Annotated in this window: 19 protein-coding genes, 2 tRNA genes and 1 other RNA gene; 10 read left to right on the forward strand and 12 right to left on the reverse strand. The window is 69.9% G+C overall.

What is annotated here, in order from left to right; translation table 11 throughout:
• Positions 1-11 precede the first annotated feature (11 nt).
• Positions 12-85: transfer RNA gene (locus Q9S71_RS09390), tRNA-Ile, on the forward strand.
• On the opposite strand, the gene Q9S71_RS09395 is transcribed toward Q9S71_RS09390, so the two are convergent.
• Positions 83-643, reverse strand: a complete 561-nt coding sequence (locus Q9S71_RS09395; RefSeq protein WP_311861991.1) for a hypothetical protein — start codon at positions 641-643, stop codon at positions 83-85. The two genes, Q9S71_RS09390 and Q9S71_RS09395, sit on opposite strands and share 3 nt — an antisense overlap.
• A gap of 122 nt (positions 644-765) precedes the next feature.
• Complete coding sequence (locus tag Q9S71_RS09400; RefSeq protein WP_311861992.1) at positions 766-954, reverse strand: hypothetical protein; 189 nt, start codon at positions 952-954, stop codon at positions 766-768.
• 200 nt (positions 955-1,154) lie between these two features.
• Between Q9S71_RS09400 and Q9S71_RS09405 the strand changes: the two genes are divergently transcribed.
• Positions 1,155-1,658, forward strand: coding sequence for a DUF3145 domain-containing protein (locus Q9S71_RS09405; RefSeq protein ID WP_064002159.1), 504 nt, complete (start codon positions 1,155-1,157; stop codon positions 1,656-1,658).
• A 170-nt stretch (positions 1,659-1,828) separates the two neighbouring features.
• On the opposite strand, the gene Q9S71_RS09410 is transcribed toward Q9S71_RS09405, so the two are convergent.
• The 8 genes from Q9S71_RS09410 to Q9S71_RS09445 all read right to left on the reverse strand — a co-directional run bounded on the left by Q9S71_RS09410 (position 1,829) and on the right by Q9S71_RS09445 (position 11,140).
• Entirely contained in the window at positions 1,829-3,067 is a 1,239-nt protein-coding gene (locus tag Q9S71_RS09410) for a beta-ketoacyl-[acyl-carrier-protein] synthase family protein (protein ID WP_064002158.1), read from the reverse strand.
• 50 nt (positions 3,068-3,117) lie between these two features.
• Complete coding sequence (locus Q9S71_RS09415; RefSeq protein WP_036308817.1) at positions 3,118-3,366, reverse strand: acyl carrier protein; 249 nt, start codon at positions 3,364-3,366, stop codon at positions 3,118-3,120.
• A gap of 70 nt (positions 3,367-3,436) precedes the next feature.
• On the reverse strand, positions 3,437-4,438 hold the full coding sequence (locus Q9S71_RS09420) for a beta-ketoacyl-ACP synthase III (RefSeq protein ID WP_311861993.1): 1,002 nt from the start codon (positions 4,436-4,438) through the stop codon (positions 3,437-3,439).
• Entirely contained in the window at positions 4,435-5,352 is a 918-nt protein-coding gene (locus Q9S71_RS09425; RefSeq protein ID WP_311861994.1) for an ACP S-malonyltransferase, read from the reverse strand. Before Q9S71_RS09425 ends, Q9S71_RS09420 begins: the two co-directional genes overlap by 4 nt.
• An 85-nt stretch (positions 5,353-5,437) precedes the next feature.
• Positions 5,438-6,640, reverse strand: coding sequence for a PucR family transcriptional regulator (locus Q9S71_RS09430; RefSeq protein WP_311861995.1), 1,203 nt, complete (start codon positions 6,638-6,640; stop codon positions 5,438-5,440).
• Positions 6,641-6,648: 8 nt separating this feature from the next.
• Positions 6,649-9,375 (reverse strand): pyruvate dehydrogenase (acetyl-transferring), homodimeric type, encoded by a 2,727-nt coding sequence (aceE, locus tag Q9S71_RS09435; protein ID WP_311861996.1) that lies wholly within the window; start codon positions 9,373-9,375, stop codon positions 6,649-6,651.
• Between the two features lie 165 nt (positions 9,376-9,540).
• Positions 9,541-9,613, reverse strand: a tRNA-Val gene (locus tag Q9S71_RS09440).
• A gap of 45 nt (positions 9,614-9,658) precedes the next feature.
• Complete coding sequence (locus Q9S71_RS09445) at positions 9,659-11,140, reverse strand: amino acid permease (protein WP_311861997.1); 1,482 nt, start codon at positions 11,138-11,140, stop codon at positions 9,659-9,661.
• 106 nt (positions 11,141-11,246) lie between these two features.
• On the opposite strand from Q9S71_RS09445, the gene Q9S71_RS09450 reads away from it, so the two are divergent.
• From Q9S71_RS09450 to rnpB, 3 genes are all read left to right on the forward strand, one after another.
• Positions 11,247-11,978, forward strand: coding sequence for a zinc ribbon domain-containing protein (locus Q9S71_RS09450; protein ID WP_311861998.1), 732 nt, complete (start codon positions 11,247-11,249; stop codon positions 11,976-11,978).
• Entirely contained in the window at positions 11,975-13,699 is a 1,725-nt protein-coding gene (locus Q9S71_RS09455; protein ID WP_422880361.1) for a bifunctional 3'-5' exonuclease/DNA polymerase, read from the forward strand. The genes Q9S71_RS09450 and Q9S71_RS09455 overlap by 4 nt, the downstream gene beginning before the upstream one ends.
• Before the next feature lie 31 nt (positions 13,700-13,730).
• An RNA gene (rnpB, locus tag Q9S71_RS09460) (RNase P RNA component class A) lies at positions 13,731-14,095 on the forward strand.
• A gap of 16 nt (positions 14,096-14,111) precedes the next feature.
• Here rnpB and ppgK read toward each other — a convergent pair.
• Positions 14,112-14,933 (reverse strand): polyphosphate--glucose phosphotransferase, encoded by an 822-nt coding sequence (gene ppgK / locus Q9S71_RS09465; protein WP_311861999.1) that lies wholly within the window; start codon positions 14,931-14,933, stop codon positions 14,112-14,114.
• A 92-nt stretch (positions 14,934-15,025) separates the two neighbouring features.
• Here ppgK and Q9S71_RS09470 point away from each other — a divergent pair, with 92 nt between their 5' ends.
• The 5 genes from Q9S71_RS09470 (at position 15,026) to Q9S71_RS09490 (ending at position 20,861) form a co-directional block, all read left to right on the forward strand.
• On the forward strand, positions 15,026-15,208 hold the full coding sequence (locus Q9S71_RS09470; RefSeq protein WP_064002149.1) for a hypothetical protein: 183 nt from the start codon (positions 15,026-15,028) through the stop codon (positions 15,206-15,208).
• A 78-nt stretch (positions 15,209-15,286) separates the two neighbouring features.
• Positions 15,287-16,624 carry a type I glutamate--ammonia ligase gene (glnA, locus tag Q9S71_RS09475; protein WP_064002148.1) on the forward strand — a complete coding sequence of 446 codons (1,338 nt, stop codon included), beginning with the start codon at positions 15,287-15,289 and terminating at the stop codon, positions 16,622-16,624.
• Positions 16,625-16,628: 4 nt separating this feature from the next.
• A complete protein-coding gene (locus tag Q9S71_RS09480) occupies positions 16,629-19,610 on the forward strand; it encodes a bifunctional [glutamine synthetase] adenylyltransferase/[glutamine synthetase]-adenylyl-L-tyrosine phosphorylase (RefSeq protein ID WP_311862000.1) in 2,982 nt (993 codons plus the stop codon).
• 27 nt (positions 19,611-19,637) lie between these two features.
• Positions 19,638-20,546, forward strand: coding sequence for a DUF808 domain-containing protein (locus tag Q9S71_RS09485; RefSeq protein ID WP_311862001.1), 909 nt, complete (start codon positions 19,638-19,640; stop codon positions 20,544-20,546).
• A gap of 48 nt (positions 20,547-20,594) precedes the next feature.
• Positions 20,595-20,861, forward strand: a complete 267-nt coding sequence (locus Q9S71_RS09490) for a hypothetical protein (RefSeq protein WP_311862002.1) — start codon at positions 20,595-20,597, stop codon at positions 20,859-20,861.
• Between the two features lie 63 nt (positions 20,862-20,924).
• Here the strand turns inward: Q9S71_RS09490 and glnA (Q9S71_RS09495) are convergent, their stop codons facing one another.
• Positions 20,925-22,349, reverse strand: a complete 1,425-nt coding sequence (gene glnA, locus Q9S71_RS09495) for a type I glutamate--ammonia ligase (RefSeq protein ID WP_217531724.1) — start codon at positions 22,347-22,349, stop codon at positions 20,925-20,927.
• Between the last annotated feature and the right edge of the window lie 62 nt (positions 22,350-22,411).

A 22,411-nucleotide genomic window follows, 5' to 3' on the forward strand; every position in this document is an offset into this window, starting at 1 on the left:
CGTCCTCACAGGGGGCGGTGGCCAAGCTGGTCAAGGCAGCGGGCTCATAACCCGACGATCGTGGGTTCAAGTCCCACCCGCCCTACCGATCACCGCGTTGCACGGCGTCGTAGGACGGCTGACGCAGCGCCTCGAACCACGCGGGCATCCGCGCGCCGGGGATGAGGCGACGACCGGCATCCGCCCTCATCACGTCCGGACTGTCGGCCGCTCGCAGGTCGACCAGGGCGAACGGATGCCACGGCCCCGCGGGTGTCGCATGCGAGAGCTCCACCCACCACGCCGTCCGGCGCAGCGTGCGGTGCAGCTCGCCCAGCCGCGCGGGCAGACGCGGCCCGAGCGAGCGCGCACGCACCATCACGCGGCCCTGATCGCTTTCGTAGGGGACGAGCGTGCCGTACACGCCCGGCGACGGTCGCGAGCGCAGCAGGAGGGTGAATCTGAGCGGCACGCCGGACCCGGTCGAGGCGAGCTCGATGTCAGCCGGCCCCTCGGGCGTCTGCACGCGCAGCGCGAGCCCGATGACGTCGGGCAGGGGTGCCGGGAGCCCGATCGAGCGCGAGAGGCGCCCCTCGAGCGGCTGTCGTTCCCCGGCGGCGGGGTCGTCGATCCAACGGATGCCGGAGCGGGTGTTCCGAGGCATCCAGTGCACCGAGCCGGTCAACGGCAATCCGCGGGGATGGATCGGGCGTGGATGCTGCACCCGTTGCACGGCTAGGAACACGAGGGCGAGTGCGCGGCCGACGACCGCGGATCCTCGCCCCATCAGGGATGTGTGATCGACGGTCCCTGGGGGAAGGGGTCGTCCTCGTCGTCCGACAGGCCGTCGTCCGACACCTCGTCGCCGGCTCGGGCCGCGTCGGCCTTGACCTCGTCGCTCGCGGCGTCGGTCGGCGGCGCGTCGTCGGCGTGGGCGTCGTCGGCGTCGCGGTGGTGAGGGGCGTTCTCGTTCATGATCTTCCTTCCGTCGAGCGGCCACTGTGCCTCTGCAGAGGGCAGCGTCCTACGGGGTTGACGGATGACCGGAGCCGTGAGTGTTACACGGTTGTGATTCGACGTCGACGTAGGCGATAATGGCGGCACAACCGGATATCCGGCCAGCACTCTTCATCAGGTCGTAGGGGAAGACGTACCTGAACGAAACGGAGAGATCGATGGCCACACCTCAGGCGCGCGGAGTGATCTTCATCCACTCCGCGCCACGCGCGCTGTGCCCCCACCTCGAGTGGGCGGCCGGGCGTGCCCTCGGGCACGCCGTCAACTTCGAGTGGGCGGACCAGCCCGTCCTCGACGGCAGCCGACGCGCGGAGTTCTACTGGGAGGGACCCGCCGGCACCGGCGCCGCCCTCGCGACCGCCATGCGCGGGTGGGAGCACCTGCGCTACGAGGTGAGCGAGGACCCGACGCCGCGCAGCGACGGCGGCCGGTGGCTGCACACGCCGAGCCTCGGCATCCACTACGCCCAGACGGACTCGGCCGGCAACGTCGTCATCGGCGAGGACCGCCTGCGGTACGCCATGGAGATCGCGGCCGGCGACATCACCGAACTCCAGCGAGAGCTCGACGTCGCGCTCGGCGTCGCCTGGGACGACGAACTCGAGCCGTTCCGTCACGCCAGCGACGACGCACCGGTCGTCTGGCTGCACAAGGTCGGCTGAGACGACCCGTCCCGAGCGGACACTCCACGATCGGACAGGTCTTCAGGCGGGGCAGGAGAGCTTCGACCGGCTTCGGACGGCTTCCCGGAGACCGGGGCGGCCTCGGCCCCGCCTGGATAGAACGACAGACGCCCCCGGTGGCTTCCCGGGGGCGTCTGTCGTGTGTCGGATCAGACCGAGCGGAACGCGACGACGGCGTTGTGACCGCCGAAGCCGAACGAGTTGCTGATGGCCAGCTGGTCACCGTCGCCGAGCGGCACCGCGTCGCCGGACAGGCGGAACGGCACGGCCGGGTCCGGCTCAGTGATGTTGATCGTCGGGGGAGCGACACGGTCGCGCAGGGCGAGCACCGTGAACATCGCCTCGAGGGCGCCCGTACCGCCCAGCAGGTGGCCCGTGGAGGCCTTCGTAGCCGAGACCGGCATCTCCTCGACACGGTCGCCGAAGACGGACTTCAGTGCGACGTATTCGTTCGGGTCGCCGACCGGGGTGGAGGTCGCGTGCGCGTTGACGTGGGTCACGTCGTCCGGCGCGGCATCCGCCATCTCCAGGGCGAGACGGACGGCGCGCGCGGCGCCGGTGCCCTCGGGGTCGTTGGCGGTGATGTGGTACGAATCCGCCGTCACGCCGCCGCCGACGAGCTCGGCGTAGATCTTGGCGCCGCGCGCCTTCGCGTGCTCCTCGGTCTCGAGGATCAGCACGGCCGCCCCCTCGCCCATGACGAAGCCGTCGCGGTCGATGCTGCCGGGACGGGATGCCGTCTCCGGGGAGTCGTTGCGTCGCGAGAGCGCCTGCATCGATGCGAACGAGGCGATCGTGATGGGGTGGATCGCCGATTCGGTACCGCCGGCGATCACGACGTCGGCGAGGCCCGCGCGCATGTGCTCGAGGGCGTTGACGATCGACTCGGTGCTCGACGCGCAGGCGCTCGCGAAGGTGCGGGCGTAGGCGCGGGCACCGAAGTGCAGCGACAGGTTGCCCGCCGCCGCGTTGGGCATGAGCATGGGCACCGTCATCGGCATGACGCGACGCGGCCCCTTCTCGCGCAGGGTGTCCCAGGCATCGAGGAGCGTCCACACGCCGCCGATGCCCGTGGCGAACTCGACGCCGAGGCGCTCAGGGTCGACCTCGGGCGAACCCGCGTCCTCCCAGGCCTCCTTGGCGGCGACCATCGCGAGCTGCGACGACGGGTCGAGCCGCTTGGCGACGGGGCGTTCCAGCACAGTCTCGGGGCGCACCTTCGCCTCGGCGGCGAACGTGACGGGCAGCTGGTACTGCTCGACCCACTCGTGCTCGAGGGTGCGCGCGCCGGACTCTCCGGCGAGGAGGGCGTCCCAGCTCTCGCCGGCGGTTCCGCCGATGGGGGAGGTCGCACCGATGCCGGTGACGAAGATTCGCTTGTTGCTCATGGTTCCCTCGTGCTGCTCCGGTGGGGGCGAACCCCCACCGGACGCGCGGATCAGGCCTGGTTGGACGAGATGTAGGTGACGGCGTCGCCGACGGTCTTGAGGTTCTTGACCTCGTCGTCGGGGATGGTGACGCCGAACTTCTCCTCGGCGTTGACGACGATCGTCATCATCGAGATCGAGTCGATGTCGAGGTCGTCCGTGAACGACTTCTCGAGGGCGACCTCGTCGGACGAGATTCCGGTCTCGTCGGTGATGAGCTCGGCCAGGCCGGCGAGGACCTCGTCGTTGGTGAATGCCATGGGATTTCTCCTTCTGTGGGAATCGGGCCCAGCCGGGCCGGTAGTCAGTTTAGGTGGGGGAGTGCCGTCGTCACGGGAGGACGACGACCTGGGCGCCGAACACGAGTCCGGCTCCGAATCCGATCTGCAGGGCGAGGCCGCCGCTGAGTTCGGGGTGCTCTTCGAGCAGACGGTGCGTCGCCAGCGGGATGGATGCCGCGGAGGTGTTGCCCGTCGTCTCGATGTCTCGACCGATCACGACGGACTCGGGCAGCTTCAGCTGCTTGGCGAACTCGTCGATGATGCGCATGTTGGCCTGGTGCGGCACGAAGGCGGCCAGGTCGTCGGGGGTGATCCCGGCGGCTTCGATGGCCTGCCGTGCGACCTTGACCATCTCCCAGACGGCCCAGCGGAACACCGTCGGGCCCTCCTGACGGAGGGTGGGCCAGGGGGCGAGGCCGTCGCGGAACTCGGTCAGCGTGTGGTTCATGCCCACGGCATCCGCCTTCGAGCCGTCCGAGCCCCAGATGGTCGGACCGATGCCCGGAGTCTCACTCGGTCCGACGACGACCGCGCCCGCGCCGTCGCCCAGGAGGAACGAGATCGAGCGGTCGGTGGGGTCCACGACGTCGCTGAGCTTCTCGGTACCGATGACGACCGCGTAGTGGGCGGCGCCGGCGCGGATGAGGGCATCGGCCTGGGCGACCCCGTAGGCGAAGCCGGCGCAGGCGGCGTTGAGATCGTAGGCGGCCGCCGGGTTCGCGCCCACGCGGTCGGCGACGATCGCCGAGACCGACGGCGTCTGCTTCGGGTTCGAGATCGTCGCGACGATGACGGCGTCGATCTTGTCGGCCGGGATGCCGGAGCGTTCGATCGCCTCGGCGGCGGCGTCGGCGGCGAGATCGATCGCCGAGGTGTCGGCATCCGCCCTCACGCGGGTGATGATGCCGGTGCGCTGACGGATCCACTCGTCGCTGGAGTCGATCGGTTCGATCAGGTCCTCGTTGGGGACGGCGTTCTGACCGCGCGCCGCACCATAGGAGTAGATGCGGGTGTGGGCGGCGCCGGTCGGCTGGATCAGCTGGGGGGTCATGCGTTCTCTCCGGTCAGGAGGGCGTTCGCGGCGGCGAGGTCCTCGGGCGTCTTCACCGCAACAGACGGTACGCCGCGCAGCCCGCGCTTGGCGAGTCCGACGAGCGTGCCCGCCGGTGCGAGCTCGATGATCCCGGTGACGCCGTTGTCGGCGAACGAAGTCATGCACAGATCCCAGCGGACGGGGTTGGCGACCTGCGCGACGAGCAGATCCAGTGCGGCGCGGCCGTCGGTGACGGTGCCGCCGTCGCGGTTGCTCCAGAGCGTGAGGGAGGGGTCGGATGCCGAGACGTCGGCCGCGGCCGACCGCAGCGTGTCGACGGCCGGCGCCATGTACCGCGTGTGGAACGCTCCGGCGACCTGCAGCGGGATCACGCGGCTGCCGCGCGGCGCTTCGGCGGTGAGCTCCGCGAGGGCGGGCAGCGCGCCGGCGGCGACGATCTGACCGCCGCCGTTGTAGTTGGCGGGGGTGAGGTCCAGCTCCTCGAGGCGGCCGAGCACCGTGGCCTCGTCTCCTCCGACGACGGCGCTCATGCCGGTCTCCTCGAGCGCGGCGGCCTCGGCCATCGCGCGGCCGCGGATGCCCACGAGGCGCATACCGTCCTCCTCGGTGAGGACGCCGGCGGCGACGAGCGCCGCGATCTCGCCCACGGAGTGCCCGGCGACACCGTCCGGGCGGTGACCGGCGGCGACGAGCGCCCGCCAGGAGAGCAGGCTCGCGGCGACGATGAGGGGCTGGGCGACCTTGGTGTCGCGGATGCGGTCGGCATCCCACTCGGTTCCGGCGGCGACGAGGTCGACCTCGGCGAACGCGGAGTACTGCTCGAGCAGCTCGCGGGTGCCTTCGGTGTCGAGCCACGGGGTGAGGAACCCGGGGGTCTGCGAACCCTGGCCCGGGAAGACGGCGATGATCACGGTTTCCATCCTTGCAAGTTCGGGTCGGACGTGCTGTCGGTCGGCGCACAACAAAGTGCGGATCGTTTGTCTATGTCGTACAGGATCAGCCGCGACGCGCCGGGCGTCGGCGGGTCACCTCGGCGCCGATCGAGCCGAGGATCAGCGCCGTCTGGAGGATGAGTGCCTCACGGGGACCGGTGGCATCCCACCCGATCACGTCCGACACCCGCTTCAGGCGGTACCGCACCGTGTTGGGGTGGACGAAGAGCTCGCGGGCCGTCGCTTCGAGCGAGCGACCGTTGTCGAGGTAGCTCCAGAGGGTCGTCACGAGGTCCGTCGAGTGCGCCTGCAGCGGTCGGTAGATCTTGTCGATGAGGGTGGCCTTCGCGAGGGGGTCACCGGCGAGGGCGCGTTCGGGCAGCAGGTCGTCGGCGTCGACCGGCCGCGGCGCGTGACGCCAAGACTTCGCCACCGCGAAGCCGGCGAGGGCGGCACGCGCGCTGATGCCGGCATCCAGCAGGGCGGGCGCCGTCGGGCCCAGCACGAGATGACCGCTCCCGAACCCCGGTTCGAGACGTGTCGCGATCTCGGTGAACGGGAGCTCCTCGGCATCCTCCCGGCCCGTCTGGTCGGCCCGCCCGATGACAAGCACCAGGCGCGAACCCTGCACGCCAATGAGGACGTCGACGCCGAGCTTGCGGGCCGTCCGGCGCACCTGGTCGACGTCCAGCTGAGGCGGTGTCGTCCCCACCAGGACGGCGACCTCGCCGTGGCCGTGCCAGCCGAGCGCCGCGATGCGGCTCGGCAGCTCCTCGTCGGCCTCGCCCGTCAGGATCGAGTCGACGACGAGCGCCTCGAGGCGGGCATCCCACAGTCCGCGCGCCTCGGCCGCGCGGGCGTACACGTCCGCGGCGGCGAAGGCGACCTCGCGCGAGTACAGCAGGATGCTCTCGCGCAGCCCGTTGCCGCGCCCCGCGACACGTTCCTCGGTCGTCTCCACCGTCACGCGGATCAGCTGGAGCGTCTGGGTCAGGCTGATGCTCCGCAGCAGCTCGCGGGGAGCGGAGGCGAAGATGTCGGCCGCGATCCACGGCGTCGAGTTCGGGTCGTCGTACCAGTCGATGAAGGACGAGATGCCCGACTGCGCGACGAGACCGACGGCCGACCGCCGCCCGGGGGGCATCTCGGCGTACCACGGCAGGGACTCTTCGAGCCGGCGCAGTGTGGTGGTCGCGAGATCACCCGAGATGCGACGGAGCCACGCCAGTGTCTCCGCCTTCTCCTGGGCGGTCGGCCGTTCGGTCATCGCGCGGGTCAGGCTTCGCCGCCCGCGTTGCCGGAGGTGCCGGCGTTGACGTCGTGCAGACGGTACTTCTCGATCGCCTGAGCCGACAGGCCGCGGTCGACGACGCCGTCCTCGGCCAGGGCCTGCAGCGTGCGCACGACGATCGACGGGCCGTCGATCTTGAACTGGCGACGGGCCGCGGCGCGCGTGTCCGAGAAGCCGAAGCCGTCGGCACCGAGCGTCGCGTACCGGCGGGGGATCCACTGGCGGATCTGGTCCTGCACGGCGTGCATGAAGTCGCTGACGGCGACGATCGGTCCCTCGGAGTCGCGCAGCTTCTCGGTGACGTAGGCCGTCTTGGGCTCTTCGGTCGGGTGCAGGAAGTTGTGCTCGTCCGCCGCCAGACCGTCACGACGCAGTTCGGTCCAGCTGGTGACCGACCAGACGTCGGCGCTCACGCCCCAGTCCTTCTGCAGCAGATCCTGCGCCTCGAGCGCCCACGGCAGACCCACGCCCGAGGCGAGGATCTGGGCACGGTGGCCCTCACCCGACCCGGTCGCGACGCGGTGGATGCCGCGGATGATGCCGTCGACGTCGACATCCTCCGGCTCCTTCGGCTGGACGATCGGCTCGTTGTAGACCGTGATGTAGTACATGACGTTCGGGTCCTCGTGCTCCCCGCCGTACATGCGCTCGAGTCCCGACTGCACGATGTGCGCGATCTCGTAGCCGTAGGCCGGGTCGTAGGAGACCGTCGCCGGGTTGGTGGAGGCGAGCAGGTGCGAGTGGCCGTCGGCGTGCTGGAGGCCCTCGCCGGTCAGCGTGGTCCGTCCGGCGGTGGCGCCGATGATGAAGCCGCGCGCCATCTGGTCGCCCGCCGCCCACTGGGCGTCGCCCGTGCGCTGGAAGCCGAACATCGAGTAGAAGACGTAGACCGGGATGAGCGGTTCGCCGTGCGTCGCGTAGGAGGTGCCGACACCCGTGAAGGCGGCAAGGGCGCCGGCCTCGTTGATGCCGACGTGCATGATCTGGCCCTGCGGGCTCTCCTTGTAGGCCAGGAGCAGCTCGCGGTCGACGGACGTGTAGTTCTGTCCGTTCGGGTTGTAGATCTTCGCGGTCGGGAAGTAGGCGTCCATACCGAACGTGCGCGCCTCGTCGGGGATGATCGGCACGATGCGGTGGCCGAAGTCCTTCGTGCGCAGCAGGTCCTTGAGCAGGCGGACGAACGCCATCGTGGTGGCAACCTCCTGCGTGCCCGACCCCTTCTTCGGCAGCGCGTAGACGCTGTCGTCGGGGAGGCTGATCGCGGTGTGCGTGCTGCGACGCTGCGGGAGCGTGCCGCCCAGCGCGCGACGGCGCTCGACCATGTACTCGATCGTCTCGTCACCCTCGCCCGGGTGGTAATACGGCGGCTCGTACGGGTTCTCCTCCAGCTGCGCGTCCGTCAGCGGGATGTGCATCTGGTCGCGGAAGAGCTTGAGGTCGTCCAGGGTCATCTTCTTCATCTGGTGCGTCGCGTTGCGCCCCTCGAAGTGCGGACCGAGGCCGTATCCCTTGACCGTCTTGGCGAGGATGACGGTGGGCTGGCCCTTGTGCTCGACGGCGGCCTTGTATGCCGCGAACACCTTGCGGTAGTCGTGCCCGCCGCGCTTGAGGTTCCAGATCTGCTCGTCGGAGTAGTCCTTCACGAGGGCGGCGGCGCGCTCGTCGCGGCCGAAGAAGTGCTCGCGGACGTACGCGCCGTTCTCGGCCTTGTACGTCTGGAAGTCACCGTCGGGGGTGCTGTTCATGAGGTTCAGCAGCGCGCCGTCGGTGTCGCGGGAGAGCAGGTCGTCCCACTCGCGGCCCCAGACGACCTTGATGACGTTCCAGCCGGCGCCGCGGAAGAAGCTCTCGAGCTCCTGCACGATCTTGCCGTTGCCGCGCACCGGGCCGTCGAGTCGCTGCAGGTTGCAGTTGACGACGAAGGTGAGGTTGTCGAGGCCCTCGTTCGCCGCGACCTGCAGCTGACCGCGGCTCTCGACCTCGTCCATCTCGCCGTCGCCGAGGAAGGCCCAGACGTGCGAGTCGGAGAGGTCCTTGATCCCGCGGTTGGTGAGGTACTTGTTCGTCATCGCCTGGTAGATGGCGTTGATCGGACCGAGACCCATCGACACGGTCGGGAACTGCCAGTAGTCCGGCATGAGACGCGGGTGCGGGTACGACGGCAGACCGTGGGGGGCAGCGGATGCCTCCTGGCGGAAGCCGTCGAGCTGCTGGCTCGTGAGCCCGCCCTCGAGGAAGGAGCGGGCGTACATGCCGGGGGAGGCGTGGCCCTGGAAGAAGACCTGGTCGCCGCCGCTGGAGTGGTCGGGGCCGCGGAAGAAGTGGTTGAAACCGACTTCGTAGAGGGCCGCCGACGAGGCGTAGGTCGAGATGTGACCGCCGACGCCGATGCCGGGACGCTGAGCGCGGTGCACCGTCAACGCGGCGTTCCAGCGGATCCAGCGGCGGTAGCGACGCTCGATCTCTTCGTCACCGGGGAACTCGGGCTCGCTGTCTGCCGGGATCGTATTGATGTAGTCCGTGGTGGGGACCTGCGGGACATTCAGGTGCAGTTCGCGCGAGCTCTGCAGCAGGCTCAGCATGATCTCGCGGCCGCGGCCGGCGCCCCGGGCGTCGACGAGCTGGCGCAGGGATTCCTGCCACTCCGACGTCTCTTCCGGGTCGCTGTCCTGCGGGCCCTGCGAGTACGGATCCTGATCGTTGACAGTCACAAGAGGCCTTTCGTCGCCTGGCAGATCGTGCCAGGAAGGAGGGTTCGAGCGAGGGCGCGCTTGTTCGCCGCGCACAACTCGCTTGTCCTCAGCCTACCCATTGCGCCCGGCGGCGTTCGCCGTTCGAGACGGCGAAATGAGACAGCGGAGGGCGGATGCCGGGAGTGGGCCCTGCCGGGATCGAACCGACGACATCCACGGTGTAAACGTGGCGCTCTACCAGCTGAGCTAAAGGCCCTGACGGACCGAGTCTACGGGCGGGAGCCGCAGGCCCGGTGCGCCGTCACCGCGCGGTGGGCGCGGTGTACAGGTCGCCGCCCTTCGCTAGCCGCGAGTGCCGGCGCGAGTACGCGAAGTAGATGACGAAGCCGAGCGCGAGCCAGATGAGGAAGCGCAGCCAGGTCTCGACCGTGAGGTTCAGCATCAGGTAGATGCAGACGACGGCCGACAGGGCGGGAAGCCACGGGTTCAGCGGCACGCGGAACCCGCGCGGCAGGTCGGGGCGACGCCGGCGCAGCACGATGACCCCGACGGAGACGAGGACGAACGCCGACAGCGTGCCGATGTTGACCATCTCCTCCAGCACGCCGACGGGGGTGAGCCCGGCGACCACGGCCACGATGACCGTCACGATGATCGAGATCACCCACGGGGTCCGGAAGCGAGGGTGCACCTTCGCGAGTCCGCGGGGCAGGAGCGCGTCGCGCGACATCGCGAAGATGATGCGGGTCGCGCCGATCATGAGCGTCAGGACGACCGTCGTGAGCCCCGCGACGGCGCCGGCGGAGATGACGGTGGCCATCCAGGTCTGGCCGTGGAAGGCGAAGGCGTTCGCGAGCGCGGCGGCCGGGTCGAGGTCCTGGTACGGCACCATGCCGGTGACGACGAGGGCGACGGCGCCGTAGAGGATCGTGCAGATGACGAGCGAGGCGATGATGCCGATCGGGAGGTCGCGCTGCGGGCGCTTGGTCTCCTCGGCCGTGGTGGCGACGACGTCGAACCCGATGTAGGCGAAGAAGACGAGCGCGGCGCCGGCGAAGATCCCGCCCACGCCGAAGGCGGTCGGCTCGATGCCGGAGAAGAACTGCAGGAGGGGCTGCGTGAGCCCCGACGCCGTCTCGCGCGGCGCGGCATCCGGGATGAAGGGGGAGTAGTTCGCGGGGTTCACGAACAGGAGACCGGCGATGATCACGAAGAGGACGATGAAGAGCTTGACCGCGACGAGGACGAGGTTGACGCGCAGGGATTCCCGGATGCCGAGGGTGATGAGCACGCCCAGCACGACGACGAGCAGCACGGCCATCACGTCGATGGTCCCGCCGTAGCCGATGGCCGCGGGGATCGGTGCGCCGAGCTGTTCCATCAGCGACCCGAGGTAGGCGCTCCACCCCTGCGCCACGACGCTCGCCCCGAGGAACATCTCGAGGATGAGGTCCCACCCGATGATCCAGGCGAAGAGCTCGCCGAGGGAGGCGTAGGAGAAGGTGTACGCCGATCCCGACACCGGGACGGTGGAGGCGAACTCGGCGTAGCACATGGCGGCCAGGCCGCACGCGATGGCCGCGACGACGAAGCTGATGACGATCGCGGGCCCGGCGACCTCGTGCGCGGCGCGCCCGGTCAGGGTGAAGATGCCGGCGCCGATGACGACACCGACGCCGAAGACGGTGAGGTCGAGCGCGGACAGCGACTTCTTGAGGCGGAACTCCGGCTCCTCGGTGTCGGCGATCGACTGTTCGACCGTCTTGGTGCGCAGCATGCTCATGCTGATCTCCTCCCGCGCGATTCCGGCACGTCATGCTAGTGCGTTGCGGCATCCCGCTCGTAGCCGACGCCCCGGCGGTCCGTCGGCCGAGGGTAGGTTGGAGGGCGTGAAAGCCAGCTTCGCCGACCAGCGCCGCCTCCTCGATCTCGCCGATGCGGACCTCGCCGCGCAGCAGGCGGATCACGCTCGCCGCAACCCCGCGCAGGCCGCCCGCGTGAAGGAGCTGCTCGCCGAGCGCGCGACGCACTCGGCCGAGCTCACCCGTCGACTCGGTGCCCGTGACGACGCGAAGGCGGAGCTCGCCCGCATCCAGTCCGACGTCGCCGTCGTCGACGCCCGGACCGCCCGCGACAACGAGCGGCTCGCGTCGACGTCGAGCGCGAAGGACGCGCAGGGGCTCGAGCACGAGATCGCCTCGCTCGCCAAGCGCAAGTCCGACCTCGAGGACGCCGAGCTCGAGGTCATGGAGCGCCTCGAGGAGGCGCAGGCCGCGGTCGCCGCCCAGGAGGCGCTCATCGCCTCGGTCAATGAGGAGGGTGCCCGCCTGAGCGCCGAGGCCAAGGAGGTCGTGGCCGACGCGACCGCCCGCCACGAGGCCGCCACGCGTGACCGCGCCGCGATCGCGGCGAGCCTGCCGGCCGACCTGGTCGCGATGTACGACCGCCTCGCGGCCCGGGGCGTCGGCGCCGGTCTCCTGCAGCACCGCACCTGCGGCGGGTGCCGCATGGTGCTGTCGGGGACCGACCTGAACACCGTCCGCGCGGCGGCCGAGGACGACGTCGTCACGTGTCCCGAGTGCGGCTGCATCCTTGTCCGCGGCGAGGACTCCGGGCTCTGACCGTCCCGGGCGCCTCCGCCGGGGACGCCGTCCCCTGGATCGTGGTGGGGGCCATCGGCGACGGTGTCGCCCTCGTCCCCGTCGCCGCCGACGGATCACGCGGCGACACGACCCGCCTCGACAGGCGCGACTTCGCCGATCGGGTGCGGCGCACGGAGGGCACCGCCCGCTGGGTGTGGAGCGACACGACCGCCTGGTACCCGGCCCTCCTCGCGGGAGGCGTCCGCGTCGCGCGGTGTCACGACCTGCGCCTCGCGCACGCGATCCTGCGCGACAGCGCGCGTGCCGTGGCAGCGGACCGCCTGCGCTCTGCGACGGAGTGGGATGCCGCGGCATCCGTCGTCGATGACGGACCGAGCGCGCTCTTCGACATCGATCCGGGCACGCGCGAGGTGCCCCACGACTTGGACTCGGCCCTGGCGGAGTTCGAACGTCAGCGCGAGGTGATCGCCGCGAGCGCGGCGGGGCTGCGCCTGCTGGTGGCCGCGGAATCGGTCGGAGCCCTCGTCGCGACCGAGATGCACGCGGCGGGCGTTCCCTGGGACGCGGAGGTGCACGACGGGATCCTGACCGGGCTGCTGGGGCCCCGGGAACCCGCCGGACGCCTGCCCGCGCGCATCGAGGCGCTCGGCGCCGAGGTCCGTGCGCTCCTCGGCGACCCCGGTGTCAGCCTCGACTCGCAGCCGAAGCTCCTGCGCGCGCTGCACCGCGTGGGGGTCGCGGCGGCGTCGACCAGCAAGTGGGAGCTGCGCGAGTACGACCATCCGGTGATCGCGCCGCTGCTCGAGTACAAGCGCCTCATGCGGCTGTTCACCGCGAACGGGTGGGCCTGGCGCGACGAGTGGGCACCCGACGGCCGGTTCCGCCCGGTGTACGTGCCGGGCGGCGTGGTCACGGGACGGTGGGCGTCGTCCGGGGGAGGTGCACTCCAGATGCCGCGTCAGCTGCGCCCCGCGGTGCGGGCCGACCCCGGATGGTCGCTCGTGGTCGCCGACGTGGCGCAGCTCGAACCGCGGGTGCTCGCCGCGATGTCGCGGGATGCCGCCCTCGCCGACAGCGCGAGGGACACCGACCTCTACGAGGGCATCGTCTCGCGCGGCGTCGTGAGCACACGGTCCGAGGCGAAGTTCGCGCTGCTCGGCGCGATGTACGGCGCGACGACGGGGGACAGCGGACGACTCGTGCCGGCCCTCCGCCGCGCCTACCCGCGCGCCATGGGGCTCGTCGACGACGCCGCGCGAGTCGGCGAGGAGGGCGGGGTCGTCTCGACGTGGCTGGGGCGCAGCAGCCCGCCGCCGTCGCCGGGGTGGCGAGCGCTGCAGGGGAGCGCGGGGGACCCCGAGGCGACCGAGGCGGACAGGACGCGCGCCCGCCGCGCCGCGCGCGACCGTGGGCGCTTCACGCGCAACTTCGTCGTGCAGGGGACGGCGGCGGAATGGGCCCTCGCGTGGCTGGGCGACCTGCGTGCACGCCTCGCGGCACTGCCGCTCGTCGACGAGGTGGATGCCGCGCCGCGGTCGGGTCCGCTCCACGCACGGCAGGCGCACCTGGCCTTCTTCCTGCACGACGAGGTCATCGTCCACACGCCCGCCGCGCACGCGGCGCTCGCGGCCGAGGCGGTGTCGCTCGCGGCCGATGCGGCCACGCGCCTGCTCTTCGGCGACATCCCGCTGGACTTCCGCCTCGACCTGCAGGTCCGGATCGACGCCGCGAAGGAGTGACCGGCCGGCCGGATAGACTCGACCCCGCGAATGGGTCGGCTGGACGGTCGCGTGGCGCGAGAGCGCACCGAGGAACGTCCGGGCTCCACAGGGCAGGGCGGTGGGTAACACCCACCCGGAGTGATCCGCGAGACAGTGCCACAGAGAGCAGACCGCCCCGGTTCCGACCGGGGTAAGGGTGAAAGGGTGGTGTAAGAGACCACCGGGGTCGTGGTGACACGACCCGCACGGTAAACCTCGCCCGGAGCAAGGTCAGACAGGGGATGCCGACGCGGCCCGCTGAGTCCCCGGGTAGACCGCTGGAGCGGCACGGCAACGTGTCGCCGAGAGAGATGACCGTCCACGGGGTCCGCGAGGACCCCCGGACAGAACCCGGCGTACAGGCCGGCCCATTCGCCCCCCGGACGACGCGTCAGCGCGCGGTGGTGTCCGCCAGGTCGCCGCCCTGCTCGGCCGGCACGTCCTCACGCTCGCCCGCGAGAGCGAGCGCCGCCGCGCCGATGATGCCCGCGTTGTTGCGGTGGACGGCGGGGACGATCTCGGTCTTCAGATCGAGCAGCGGCAGGAACTTGTCGGCGTGCTTCGAGACGCCGCCGCCGACGACGAACAGGTCGGGCGTGAAGAGGAACTCGAGGTGGCTGTAGTACTGCTGCAGACGGCCGGCCCAGGCATCCCATTCGAGTTCCTCGCGCTCCATCGCCGAGTAGGCGGCGAAGTGCTCGAAGTCCTTCTTGTGACCGGGGCGGTGCAGGTGGCCCAGCTCCGTGTTCGGAACGAGGACGCCCTTGTAGATCATCGCGGTGCCGATGCCGGTGCCGAGGGTCGTCAGCAGGACGAGGCCGTCGCGGTCCTTCGCGGCGCCGTAGCGCATCTCGGCGACGCCGGCGACGTCCGCGTCGTTGGCGAAGTGGATCTGGCGGCCGAGTCCCTTCTCGAAGAACGCCTCGGCCTCGAAGTCGATCCACGTGTCGGCGACGTTCGCGGCGGACAGGGTGCGGCCGTTCTTCACGATCGCCGGGAACGCGACGCCCAGGGGGACGTCGGCGTCGGTGACTTCCAGCTTTTCGAGCACCTCGCGCACGGCCGTGAGCACGTCGTCGGGTTCGGCGCCCTTGGGCGTCGGGACCTTGATCCGGTCGGTGAGGAGCGTTCCTTGCGAGAGGTCGACGAGGGCACCCTTGATGCCCGTCCCTCCGATGTCGATGCCGACGGCGGTGGTGGCGGTCCCAGTCATGCCTCCGAGCCTACTGCGACCGCGCGATGCGAATCGTAGGATGCCGGGCGCCGCCTTCGTAGGATGAAGCACACGAGGCCGAGGAGGACCCCATGAGCGACGCCGACAAGTACTGGTACAACCTGAAGACGGGCGAGGTGCAGCAGGGGTTCGAGGTGCCGTCGGCCGATCGGGCCGGCCCGTTCGACACCGCCGAAGAGGCGGCGCGCGCTCCCGAGATCATGCGCGAACGCTCCCGCGCGTGGGCGGCGGAGGACGCGGCCGAAGACGACTGAGGCGCGCCCGCGTCGCGTGAGTGCGGCGCCGTGGCGGACCGATAGTCTTGCAGTCGGCTCGGCACCGGGAAGGATGCGATGGACAAGCAGCGTGACTTCGTTCTGAGGACGATCGAGGAACGGGGGGTCAAGTTCATCCGGTTGTGGTTCACCGATGTGACCGGAACCCTGAAGTCGGTCGCGATCGCCCCCGCCGAGGTGGAGGGCGCCTTCGCGGAGGGTCTCGGCTTCGACGGGTCCGCGATCGAAGGTCTGACCCGTTCCTACGAGTCCGACCTGCTGGCCCACCCGGACCCCTCCACGTTCCAGACCTTGCCCTGGCGCGGCGAGATCGACCCGACGGCGCGCATGTTCTGCGACATCACGACCCCCGACGGGCAGCCCGCGGTCGCCGATCCGCGCAACGTGCTCAAGCGCGCCCTCGCCAAGGCGGGGGACGCCGGCTTCACCTTCTACACGCACCCCGAGATCGAGTTCTACCTGCTCAAGTCGTCGTCCTTCGGTCCCGAGGGCCCCGAGCCCGTCGACTCGGCGGGCTACTTCGACAATGTCCCCGGCGGCACGGCGCACGACTTCCGCCGCCGCTCGGTGCGGATGCTGGAGGACCTCGGCATCTCCGTCGAGTTCAGCCACCACGAGGGTGGGCCGGGTCAGAACGAGATCGACCTCCGGTACGCCGACGCGCTGGCGACGGCCGACAACATCATGACGTTCCGCACCGTCGTGAAGGAGGTGGCGATCGAGCAGGGCGTCTACGCGACGTTCATGCCGAAGCCCCTCAGCGGCAAGCCGGGCAGCGGCATGCACACGCACATGTCCCTGTTCGAGGGCGACATGAACGCGTTCTACGAGGAGGGCGCGCAGTACCAGCTCTCCAAGACCGGCCGCCAGTTCATCGCCGGCCTCCTGCGCCACGCGAACGAGATCTCGGCCGTCACGAACCAGTTCGTGAACTCCTACAAGCGCCTCTGGGGCGGGGACGAGGCGCCGAGCTTCATCTGCTGGGGCCACAACAACCGCTCCGCGCTCGTGCGGGTGCCGATGTACAAGCCCAACAAGGGCCAGTCGACGCGCGTCGAGTACCGCGCGCTGGACTCCGCCGCCAACCCGTACCTCGCGTACGCGCTCATGCTCGCCGCCGGCCTCAAGGGCATCGAGGAGGAGTACGAGCTCCCGCCCGAGGCCGAGGACAACGTGTGGTCGTTGACGGATGCCGAGCGCCGGGCCCTCGGCTACGGCCCGCTTCCCTCGAGCCTCGACCACGCCCTGGAGTACATGGAGGAGTCCGAGCTCGTCGCCGAGACTCTCGGCGAGCAGGTGTTCAACTACGTGCTGCTGAACAAGCGCCGCGAGTGGCAGGAGTACCGGTCGCAGGTCACCCCGTTCGAGCTGCAGAAGAACCTCGAGATGCTCTGAGGCGATGGCCTCCACCGAGCGACGCGCAGCACTCACCGATCTGGCCCGTGCGGGCTTCTCCGACCTCGAGACATCCTCCGACGCCCTCGACGAGCTGAGCTCCCTCACCGGGATCGACCGCGGCCACCTCGTCGAGAGCGCCCAGCGAGCGGCGGATCCCGACGGCGCGGTGCAGGCCTGCGTGCGGATCGGCCGGCGCGATGCCGCCGCCCTGCGCACCGCCATGGACGACGCGGGCGCGGTGCTGTGGTCGCTGCTCGGTGCCTCGTCGGGGTTCGCGGACTTCTTCCTCCGCCACCCCGAGGAGCTCACCCACCTCGTCGGGGCCGGTCGCATGCTCCCCTCGCCGCAGGCGATGCGGGAGGGGCTGCTCGAGGCGATCGGAGCGGATGCCGACGGTTTCGCGGCGGCATCCGATGAATCCGCGTGGGTCGCCCTGCGCGTCCGCTACCGGCGGATCGTCGCCCTCATCGCGGCGTACGATCTCGCCGCGGACGACGCGACCGACGTCCTGCCCGAGGTCGCGGCCGCTCTCGCCGACGCCGCCGGCGCCGCCCTGGACGCCTCGCTGTGCGCGGCGCGGACGCGCGCGGCGCTCGCGATGTTCCCGCGCGAGCAGGTCGCGGCGACGCGGCTGGCCGTCATCGGGATGGGCAAGACCGGGGCCCGCGAACTGAACTACGTGAGCGACGTCGACGTGATCTTCGTCGCGGGTGTCGTCGACGGCGCCGACCTGGCGGAGGGGCGCGCGATCGACATCGCGACCCGTCTCGCCACCCTCACGATGCGCGGCATCTCGGACGTCGAGATCGAACCGCCGCTGTGGGAGGTCGACCCCAACCTGCGCCCCGAGGGCAAGCAGGGTGCGCTCGTGCGGACCCTCGACTCGCACCTGTCCTACTACGCCCGGTGGGCGAAGAGCTGGGAGTTCCAGGCCCTCCTCAAGGCGCGCCCGCTCGCGGGCGACCTGGCGCTGGGGGAGGAGTACTGCGCGGCCGTGCAGCCGCAGGTGTGGACGAGCAGCGCGCGCGAGAACTTCGTCGACAGCGTGCAGCGGATGCGCGAACGCGTGACGGATCACATCCCCGCCGACGAGGTCGCGCGGCAGTTGAAGCTCGGGCCGGGCGGCATCCGCGACATCGAGTTCACGGTTCAGCTGCTGCAACTGGTCCACGGTCTCGCCGACGAGGGGATCCGGCAGCAGAGCACGCTCGGGGCCCTCGTCGCGCTCGTCGGGGAGGGGTACATCGGACGGACGGATGCCGCGGCCTTCGGCCAGCACTACCGCACCCTCCGGGTCATGGAGCACCGACTGCAGCTGCGCCGCCTGCAGCGCACGCACCTCATGCCGACCACGGACGACGAGCTGCGCGTCCTGGCGCGCGCCACGGGCCTCGCCACCGACGCGGCGGGCATCGGTGCGGTCTGGGAGCGGATCAAGCAGCAGGTACGCGAGATCCACATCCGTCTGTTCTACCGGCCGCTGCTGTCGGCCGTGGCGGCCCTCCCGGCCGAGGAGCAGGGGGCGCTGTCGTCCACGCAGGCGCACGATCGTCTCGCGGCCATCGGCTTCCGCGATCCCGCCGGCACGCTCCGCCACATCGGCGCACTGACGAGCGGACTCAGCCGCAAGGCCACCATCCAACGGCACCTCATGCCGGTGATGATCCGGTGGTTCGCCGACGGCGTCGACCCCGACTACGGGATGATCTCGTTCCGCCGCATCAGCGAACGCCTCGGCGACACGCCGTGGTTCCTCCGCATGCTCCGGGACTCGTCGGGTGCGGCCGAACGGCTCACCCACGTGCTCTCCGGCTCCCGCTATGCCGCCGACCTCATGGAGTGGATCCCCGAGGCGGTCGCGTGGCTGGACTCGTCCGAACAGCTGCGCCCGAGGTCCGGCTTCGCCCTGCAGCAGGAGGCTCGCGCCATCCAGGCCCGTCACGAGTCGATCGGCGACGCGATGCGGTCGGTCCGTGCGCTGCGACGCCGGGAACTGCTGCGTCTCGCCCTCGGCGGCCTGCTCGGCGAGTTGACGATGGCCGAGCTCGCCGACGGTCTCACGTCCATCAGCGAGGTGACGATCCAGGCGACACTGCGGGCCGTCTGGCGGGAGGTCGTGCCCCCCGAGGACGATTCGCTCGATTTCGCGGTGATCGCGATGGGGCGCTTCGGTGGCGGCGAGCTGGGCTTCGGATCGGATGCCGACGTCATGTTCGTCTACGATCCCAACGGTGTGCCGCCCCAGCGCGCCCACGATCTCGCGCTGAAGATCGTGCAGGGTCTGCGCACGCATTCCGAGGACCATCGCGCGCCGTTCGACCTCGACGCGGGGCTGCGGCCCGAGGGCCGGAACGGGCCCATGGCGCGCTCGATCGACGCCTATGCCGAGTACTACCGGCGCTGGTCCCTGTCGTGGGAGGCTCAGGCCCTGCTGCGGGCGAGGGGCGTCGCCGGCAGCGTCAAGCTGATCGCGCGGTTCATGGCGTTGGCGGACGAGGTCCGTTATCCGCTCGATCCCGATCCGCAGGGCCTGCGCGAGATCAAACGCATCAAGGCGCGCGTCGAGAACGAGCGGCTGCCGCAGGGGGCCGACCGGTCGCGTCATCTGAAGCTCGGCCCCGGCGGCCTCAGCGACGTCGAATGGCTCGTGCAGCTGCTCCAGTTGCAGCACGCCGCGCAGGTCGAGGGTCTTCGGACGACGTCAACGACGCAGGCACTCGCGGCAGCGCAGGGCGCCGGATTGATCCCGGATGCCGCAGCCGAGAGGCTGTCGTCCGCCTGGTGGCTCGCGAGTCGCCTCCGTTCGGCGAACACGCTCCTGTCCGGTCAGACGAGCGACGTGCTGCCGAGCGACCGTGGCAAACTCGACGGGATCGGCCGCCTCCTGGAGTATGAACCGCGCTCGGCCACGCAGGTGGAGGAGGATTGGCTGCGGACCGCGCGGCGAGCCCGCCGCGCCTTCGAGAATCTCTTCTACGGCTGAGCGCCGACCCACCGAAAGGCTTCCCCCATGTCCGTTGGACTGCTGGCCGTCGTCGACGACATCCTGAGCGCCGCCCTGAAGGCGTCGTCCAAGACTGCGGGCGTCGTCATCGACGACGCCGCGGTGACCCCGCAGTACGTGCAGGGTGTGACCCCGGCCCGTGAACTGCCGATCGTCGGCAAGATCGCCCTCGGCTCGTTGATCAACAAGTTCCTGATCATCATCCCGATCGCCCTCGTACTGACCGCTTTCGCACCGTGGGTGCTGCCCTACCTCCTGATCCTGGGCGGCGCCTTCCTCTGCTTCGAGGGTGCGGAGAAGGTCCTCGAGTGGTTCGGGTTTCACCTCCACGCGGAGGAGGAGGCGGAGCGCGACGAGAAGAAGCTCGTGCTGGGCGCCGTCCGCACCGACCTCATCCTCTCGAGCGAGATCATGCTCATCTCGCTGGACAGCCTGGAGGAAGGGCTCGGGATCTGGCAGACCCTCGCCATCCTGGCCGTCATCGGATTCATGATGACGCTGCTCGTCTACGGGGCCGTCGCCCTGCTCGTGAAGATCGATGACATCGGTCTGCGGATGGCGAAGAGCCCGGTCAAGCGCGTCCGCCACAACGGCGCCCGCATCGTGCGGTCCATGCCCGCCGTCTTCCGCGGGATCAGCATCCTGGGGACCGTGGCGATGCTGTGGGTCGGTGGACACCTCGTCCTCGAGAACGTGGGCAAGGTCGGATGGCACTGGACGACCGACCTCCTGCACGGCGTCGAGCACCTGCTCGAGGCTGCCGGTCCGGTCGTGGTCTGGGTCGGCGAGACGCTGGTCTCCGCGATCGCCGGCCTTCTCCTCGGCCTCGTGATCGTCGGGGTGATCATGCTCGTCGGCCGGCTCCGCGGAGGCCACAAGGAGCACCGCGACAGTTCGTCCGCTTCCGTTCACTGACCTGTCAAGGGGTCCGGCGGCTGCCGTGCGGGGCCGTACCGTCCAGACATGACGAACGATCAGAACTCCGCTCCGGTCGATCCCACCGAGGCCACCGACACCGCCCACTCGCAGGACGACCAGATCGATCACGACACCGCGTACAGCCCCGGCAGCGAGACCGAGACGCAGCAGAAGCAGGACGAGCACGTCTCCGACGAGGTGGCGGGCGACATCGACGAGGATCAGGTGCAGGTCGCACCGGGCACCGGGGGACCCGACGACGTCGGCGAGGTCGAGGTCGACCCCAAGGACATCAACCTCCCCGGGTTCTGACCCGAGACCGCAGACGCGAAAGGCCCGCCGGCGCGATGCCGGCGGGCCTTCACAGTCGGGAGATCAGACCCCGAAGTACAGCTCGTACTCGAACGGGTGCGGACGCGCCGCGATCGGCTTGATCTCGTTCTCGATCTTGTACTCGATCCACGTCTCGATGAGCTCGGGGGTGAACACGTTGCCCCGCGTCAGGAACTCGTGGTCGGCGCGCAGCGCCTCGAGCGAGTCGAGGAGCGAGTTCGGGACCTGCGGGATGTTCTTGGCTTCCTCAGGGGGAAGCTCGTACAGGTCCTTGTCGACCGGCTCGTGCGGCTCGATGCGGTTGATGATGCCGTCGAGGCCGGCCATCATCTGCGCGGCGAAGGCGAGGTACGGGTTACCGGAGGCATCCGGTGCGCGGAACTCGATGCGCTTGGCCTTCGGGTTCGACCCGGTGATCGGGATGCGGATGGCCGCCGAGCGGTTGCCGGCCGAGTAGACCAGGTTGACCGGCGCCTCGTAGCCCTTGACCAGTCGCTTGTACGAGTTGATCGTCGGGTTGGTGAACGCGAGGACCGCGGGGGCGTGCGCCAGCAGGCCGCCGATGTACCAGCGGGCGGTGTCCGACAGTCCGCCGTAGCCCTTCTCGTCGTAGAAGAGCGGCTTGCCGTCGAGCCACAGCGACTGGTGCGTGTGCATGCCGGAGCCGTTGTCGCCGAAGAGCGGCTTGGGCATGAAGGTCGCGACCTTGCCCCACTGCTCGCAGGTGTTCTTGACGATGTACTTGAACTTCAGGATGTCGTCCGCCGAGTGCACCATGGTGTCGAAGCGGTAGTTGATCTCCTGCTGGCCGCCGGTGCCCACCTCGTGGTGCGAGCGCTCGAGGACGAAACCGGCCTCGATCAGCTTCAGGGTGATGTCGTCACGCAGGTCGGCGGTCTTGTCGACCGGGCTGACCGGGAAGTATCCGCCCTTGTACGGCGTCTTGTTGGCGAGGTTGCCGCCCTCTTCGGCGCGGCCGGTGTTCCAGGCGCCCTCTTCGGAGTCGACGGAGTAGAAGCTCGAGTTCTGCTTCACCTCGTAGCGGACGTCGTCGAAGATGTAGAACTCCGCCTCGGGGGCGAAGAACGCGGTGTCGGCGATGCCGGTCGACGCGAGGTACTTCTCCGCCTTCTTGGCGACCTGACGCGGGTCCTTGTGGTAGATCTCGCCGGTGCGCGGGTTGTAGATGTCGAAGATCATGACGAGCGTCTTCGCCTCGCGGAACTGGTCGAGGTAGGCCGTCGTGACATCCGGGATGAGCTGCATGTCCGACTCGTGGATGTTCGCGAAGCCGCGGATCGAGGAGCCGTCGAAGAGCTGGCCGACCGTGAAGAACTCCTCGTCGACGGTCGAGGCCGGGATGTTGAAGTGCTGCTGCACACCAGGGAGGTCCGTGAAACGGATGTCGAGGAACTTGACGTCCTCGTCCTTGATGAACGCGAGCACCTCGGAAGAATCTTTGAACATGGAGTCTCCAAGATCGGGTGCGTTGTCGTCGCCCGTCGGATCAGGCGCTCCTCGAACCTATC

The organism is Microbacterium gawkjiense, assembly GCF_031932225.1.
In the GTDB taxonomy this organism is placed as follows: domain Bacteria; phylum Actinomycetota; class Actinomycetes; order Actinomycetales; family Microbacteriaceae; genus Microbacterium; species Microbacterium gawkjiense.

Excerpts from the sequence above, each read along its gene's own strand:
- Q9S71_RS09410 (WP_064002158.1), bottom strand. The coding sequence starts at position 3,067 with ATGAGCAACAAGCGAATCTTCGTCACCGGCATCGGTGCGACCTCCCCC.
- Q9S71_RS09470 (WP_064002149.1), top strand. The coding sequence starts at position 15,026 with ATGAGCGACGCCGACAAGTACTGGTACAACCTGAAGACGGGCGAGGTG.
- ppgK (WP_311861999.1), bottom strand. The coding sequence starts at position 14,933 with ATGACTGGGACCGCCACCACCGCCGTCGGCATCGACATCGGAGGGACG.
- Q9S71_RS09445 (WP_311861997.1), bottom strand. The coding sequence starts at position 11,140 with ATGAGCATGCTGCGCACCAAGACGGTCGAACAGTCGATCGCCGACACC.
- Q9S71_RS09490 (WP_311862002.1), top strand. The coding sequence starts at position 20,595 with ATGACGAACGATCAGAACTCCGCTCCGGTCGATCCCACCGAGGCCACC.
- Q9S71_RS09485 (WP_311862001.1), top strand. The coding sequence starts at position 19,638 with ATGTCCGTTGGACTGCTGGCCGTCGTCGACGACATCCTGAGCGCCGCC.
- glnA (WP_064002148.1), top strand. The coding sequence starts at position 15,287 with ATGGACAAGCAGCGTGACTTCGTTCTGAGGACGATCGAGGAACGGGGG.
- Q9S71_RS09480 (WP_311862000.1), top strand. The coding sequence starts at position 16,629 with ATGGCCTCCACCGAGCGACGCGCAGCACTCACCGATCTGGCCCGTGCG.
- Q9S71_RS09420 (WP_311861993.1), bottom strand. The coding sequence starts at position 4,438 with ATGACCCCCCAGCTGATCCAGCCGACCGGCGCCGCCCACACCCGCATC.
- Q9S71_RS09430 (WP_311861995.1), bottom strand. The coding sequence starts at position 6,640 with ATGACCGAACGGCCGACCGCCCAGGAGAAGGCGGAGACACTGGCGTGG.
- Q9S71_RS09405 (WP_064002159.1), top strand. The coding sequence starts at position 1,155 with ATGGCCACACCTCAGGCGCGCGGAGTGATCTTCATCCACTCCGCGCCA.
- Q9S71_RS09400 (WP_311861992.1), bottom strand. The coding sequence starts at position 954 with ATGAACGAGAACGCCCCTCACCACCGCGACGCCGACGACGCCCACGCC.
- Q9S71_RS09415 (WP_036308817.1), bottom strand. The coding sequence starts at position 3,366 with ATGGCATTCACCAACGACGAGGTCCTCGCCGGCCTGGCCGAGCTCATC.
- glnA (WP_217531724.1), bottom strand. The coding sequence starts at position 22,349 with ATGTTCAAAGATTCTTCCGAGGTGCTCGCGTTCATCAAGGACGAGGAC.
- Q9S71_RS09395 (WP_311861991.1), bottom strand. The coding sequence starts at position 643 with ATGCCTCGGAACACCCGCTCCGGCATCCGTTGGATCGACGACCCCGCC.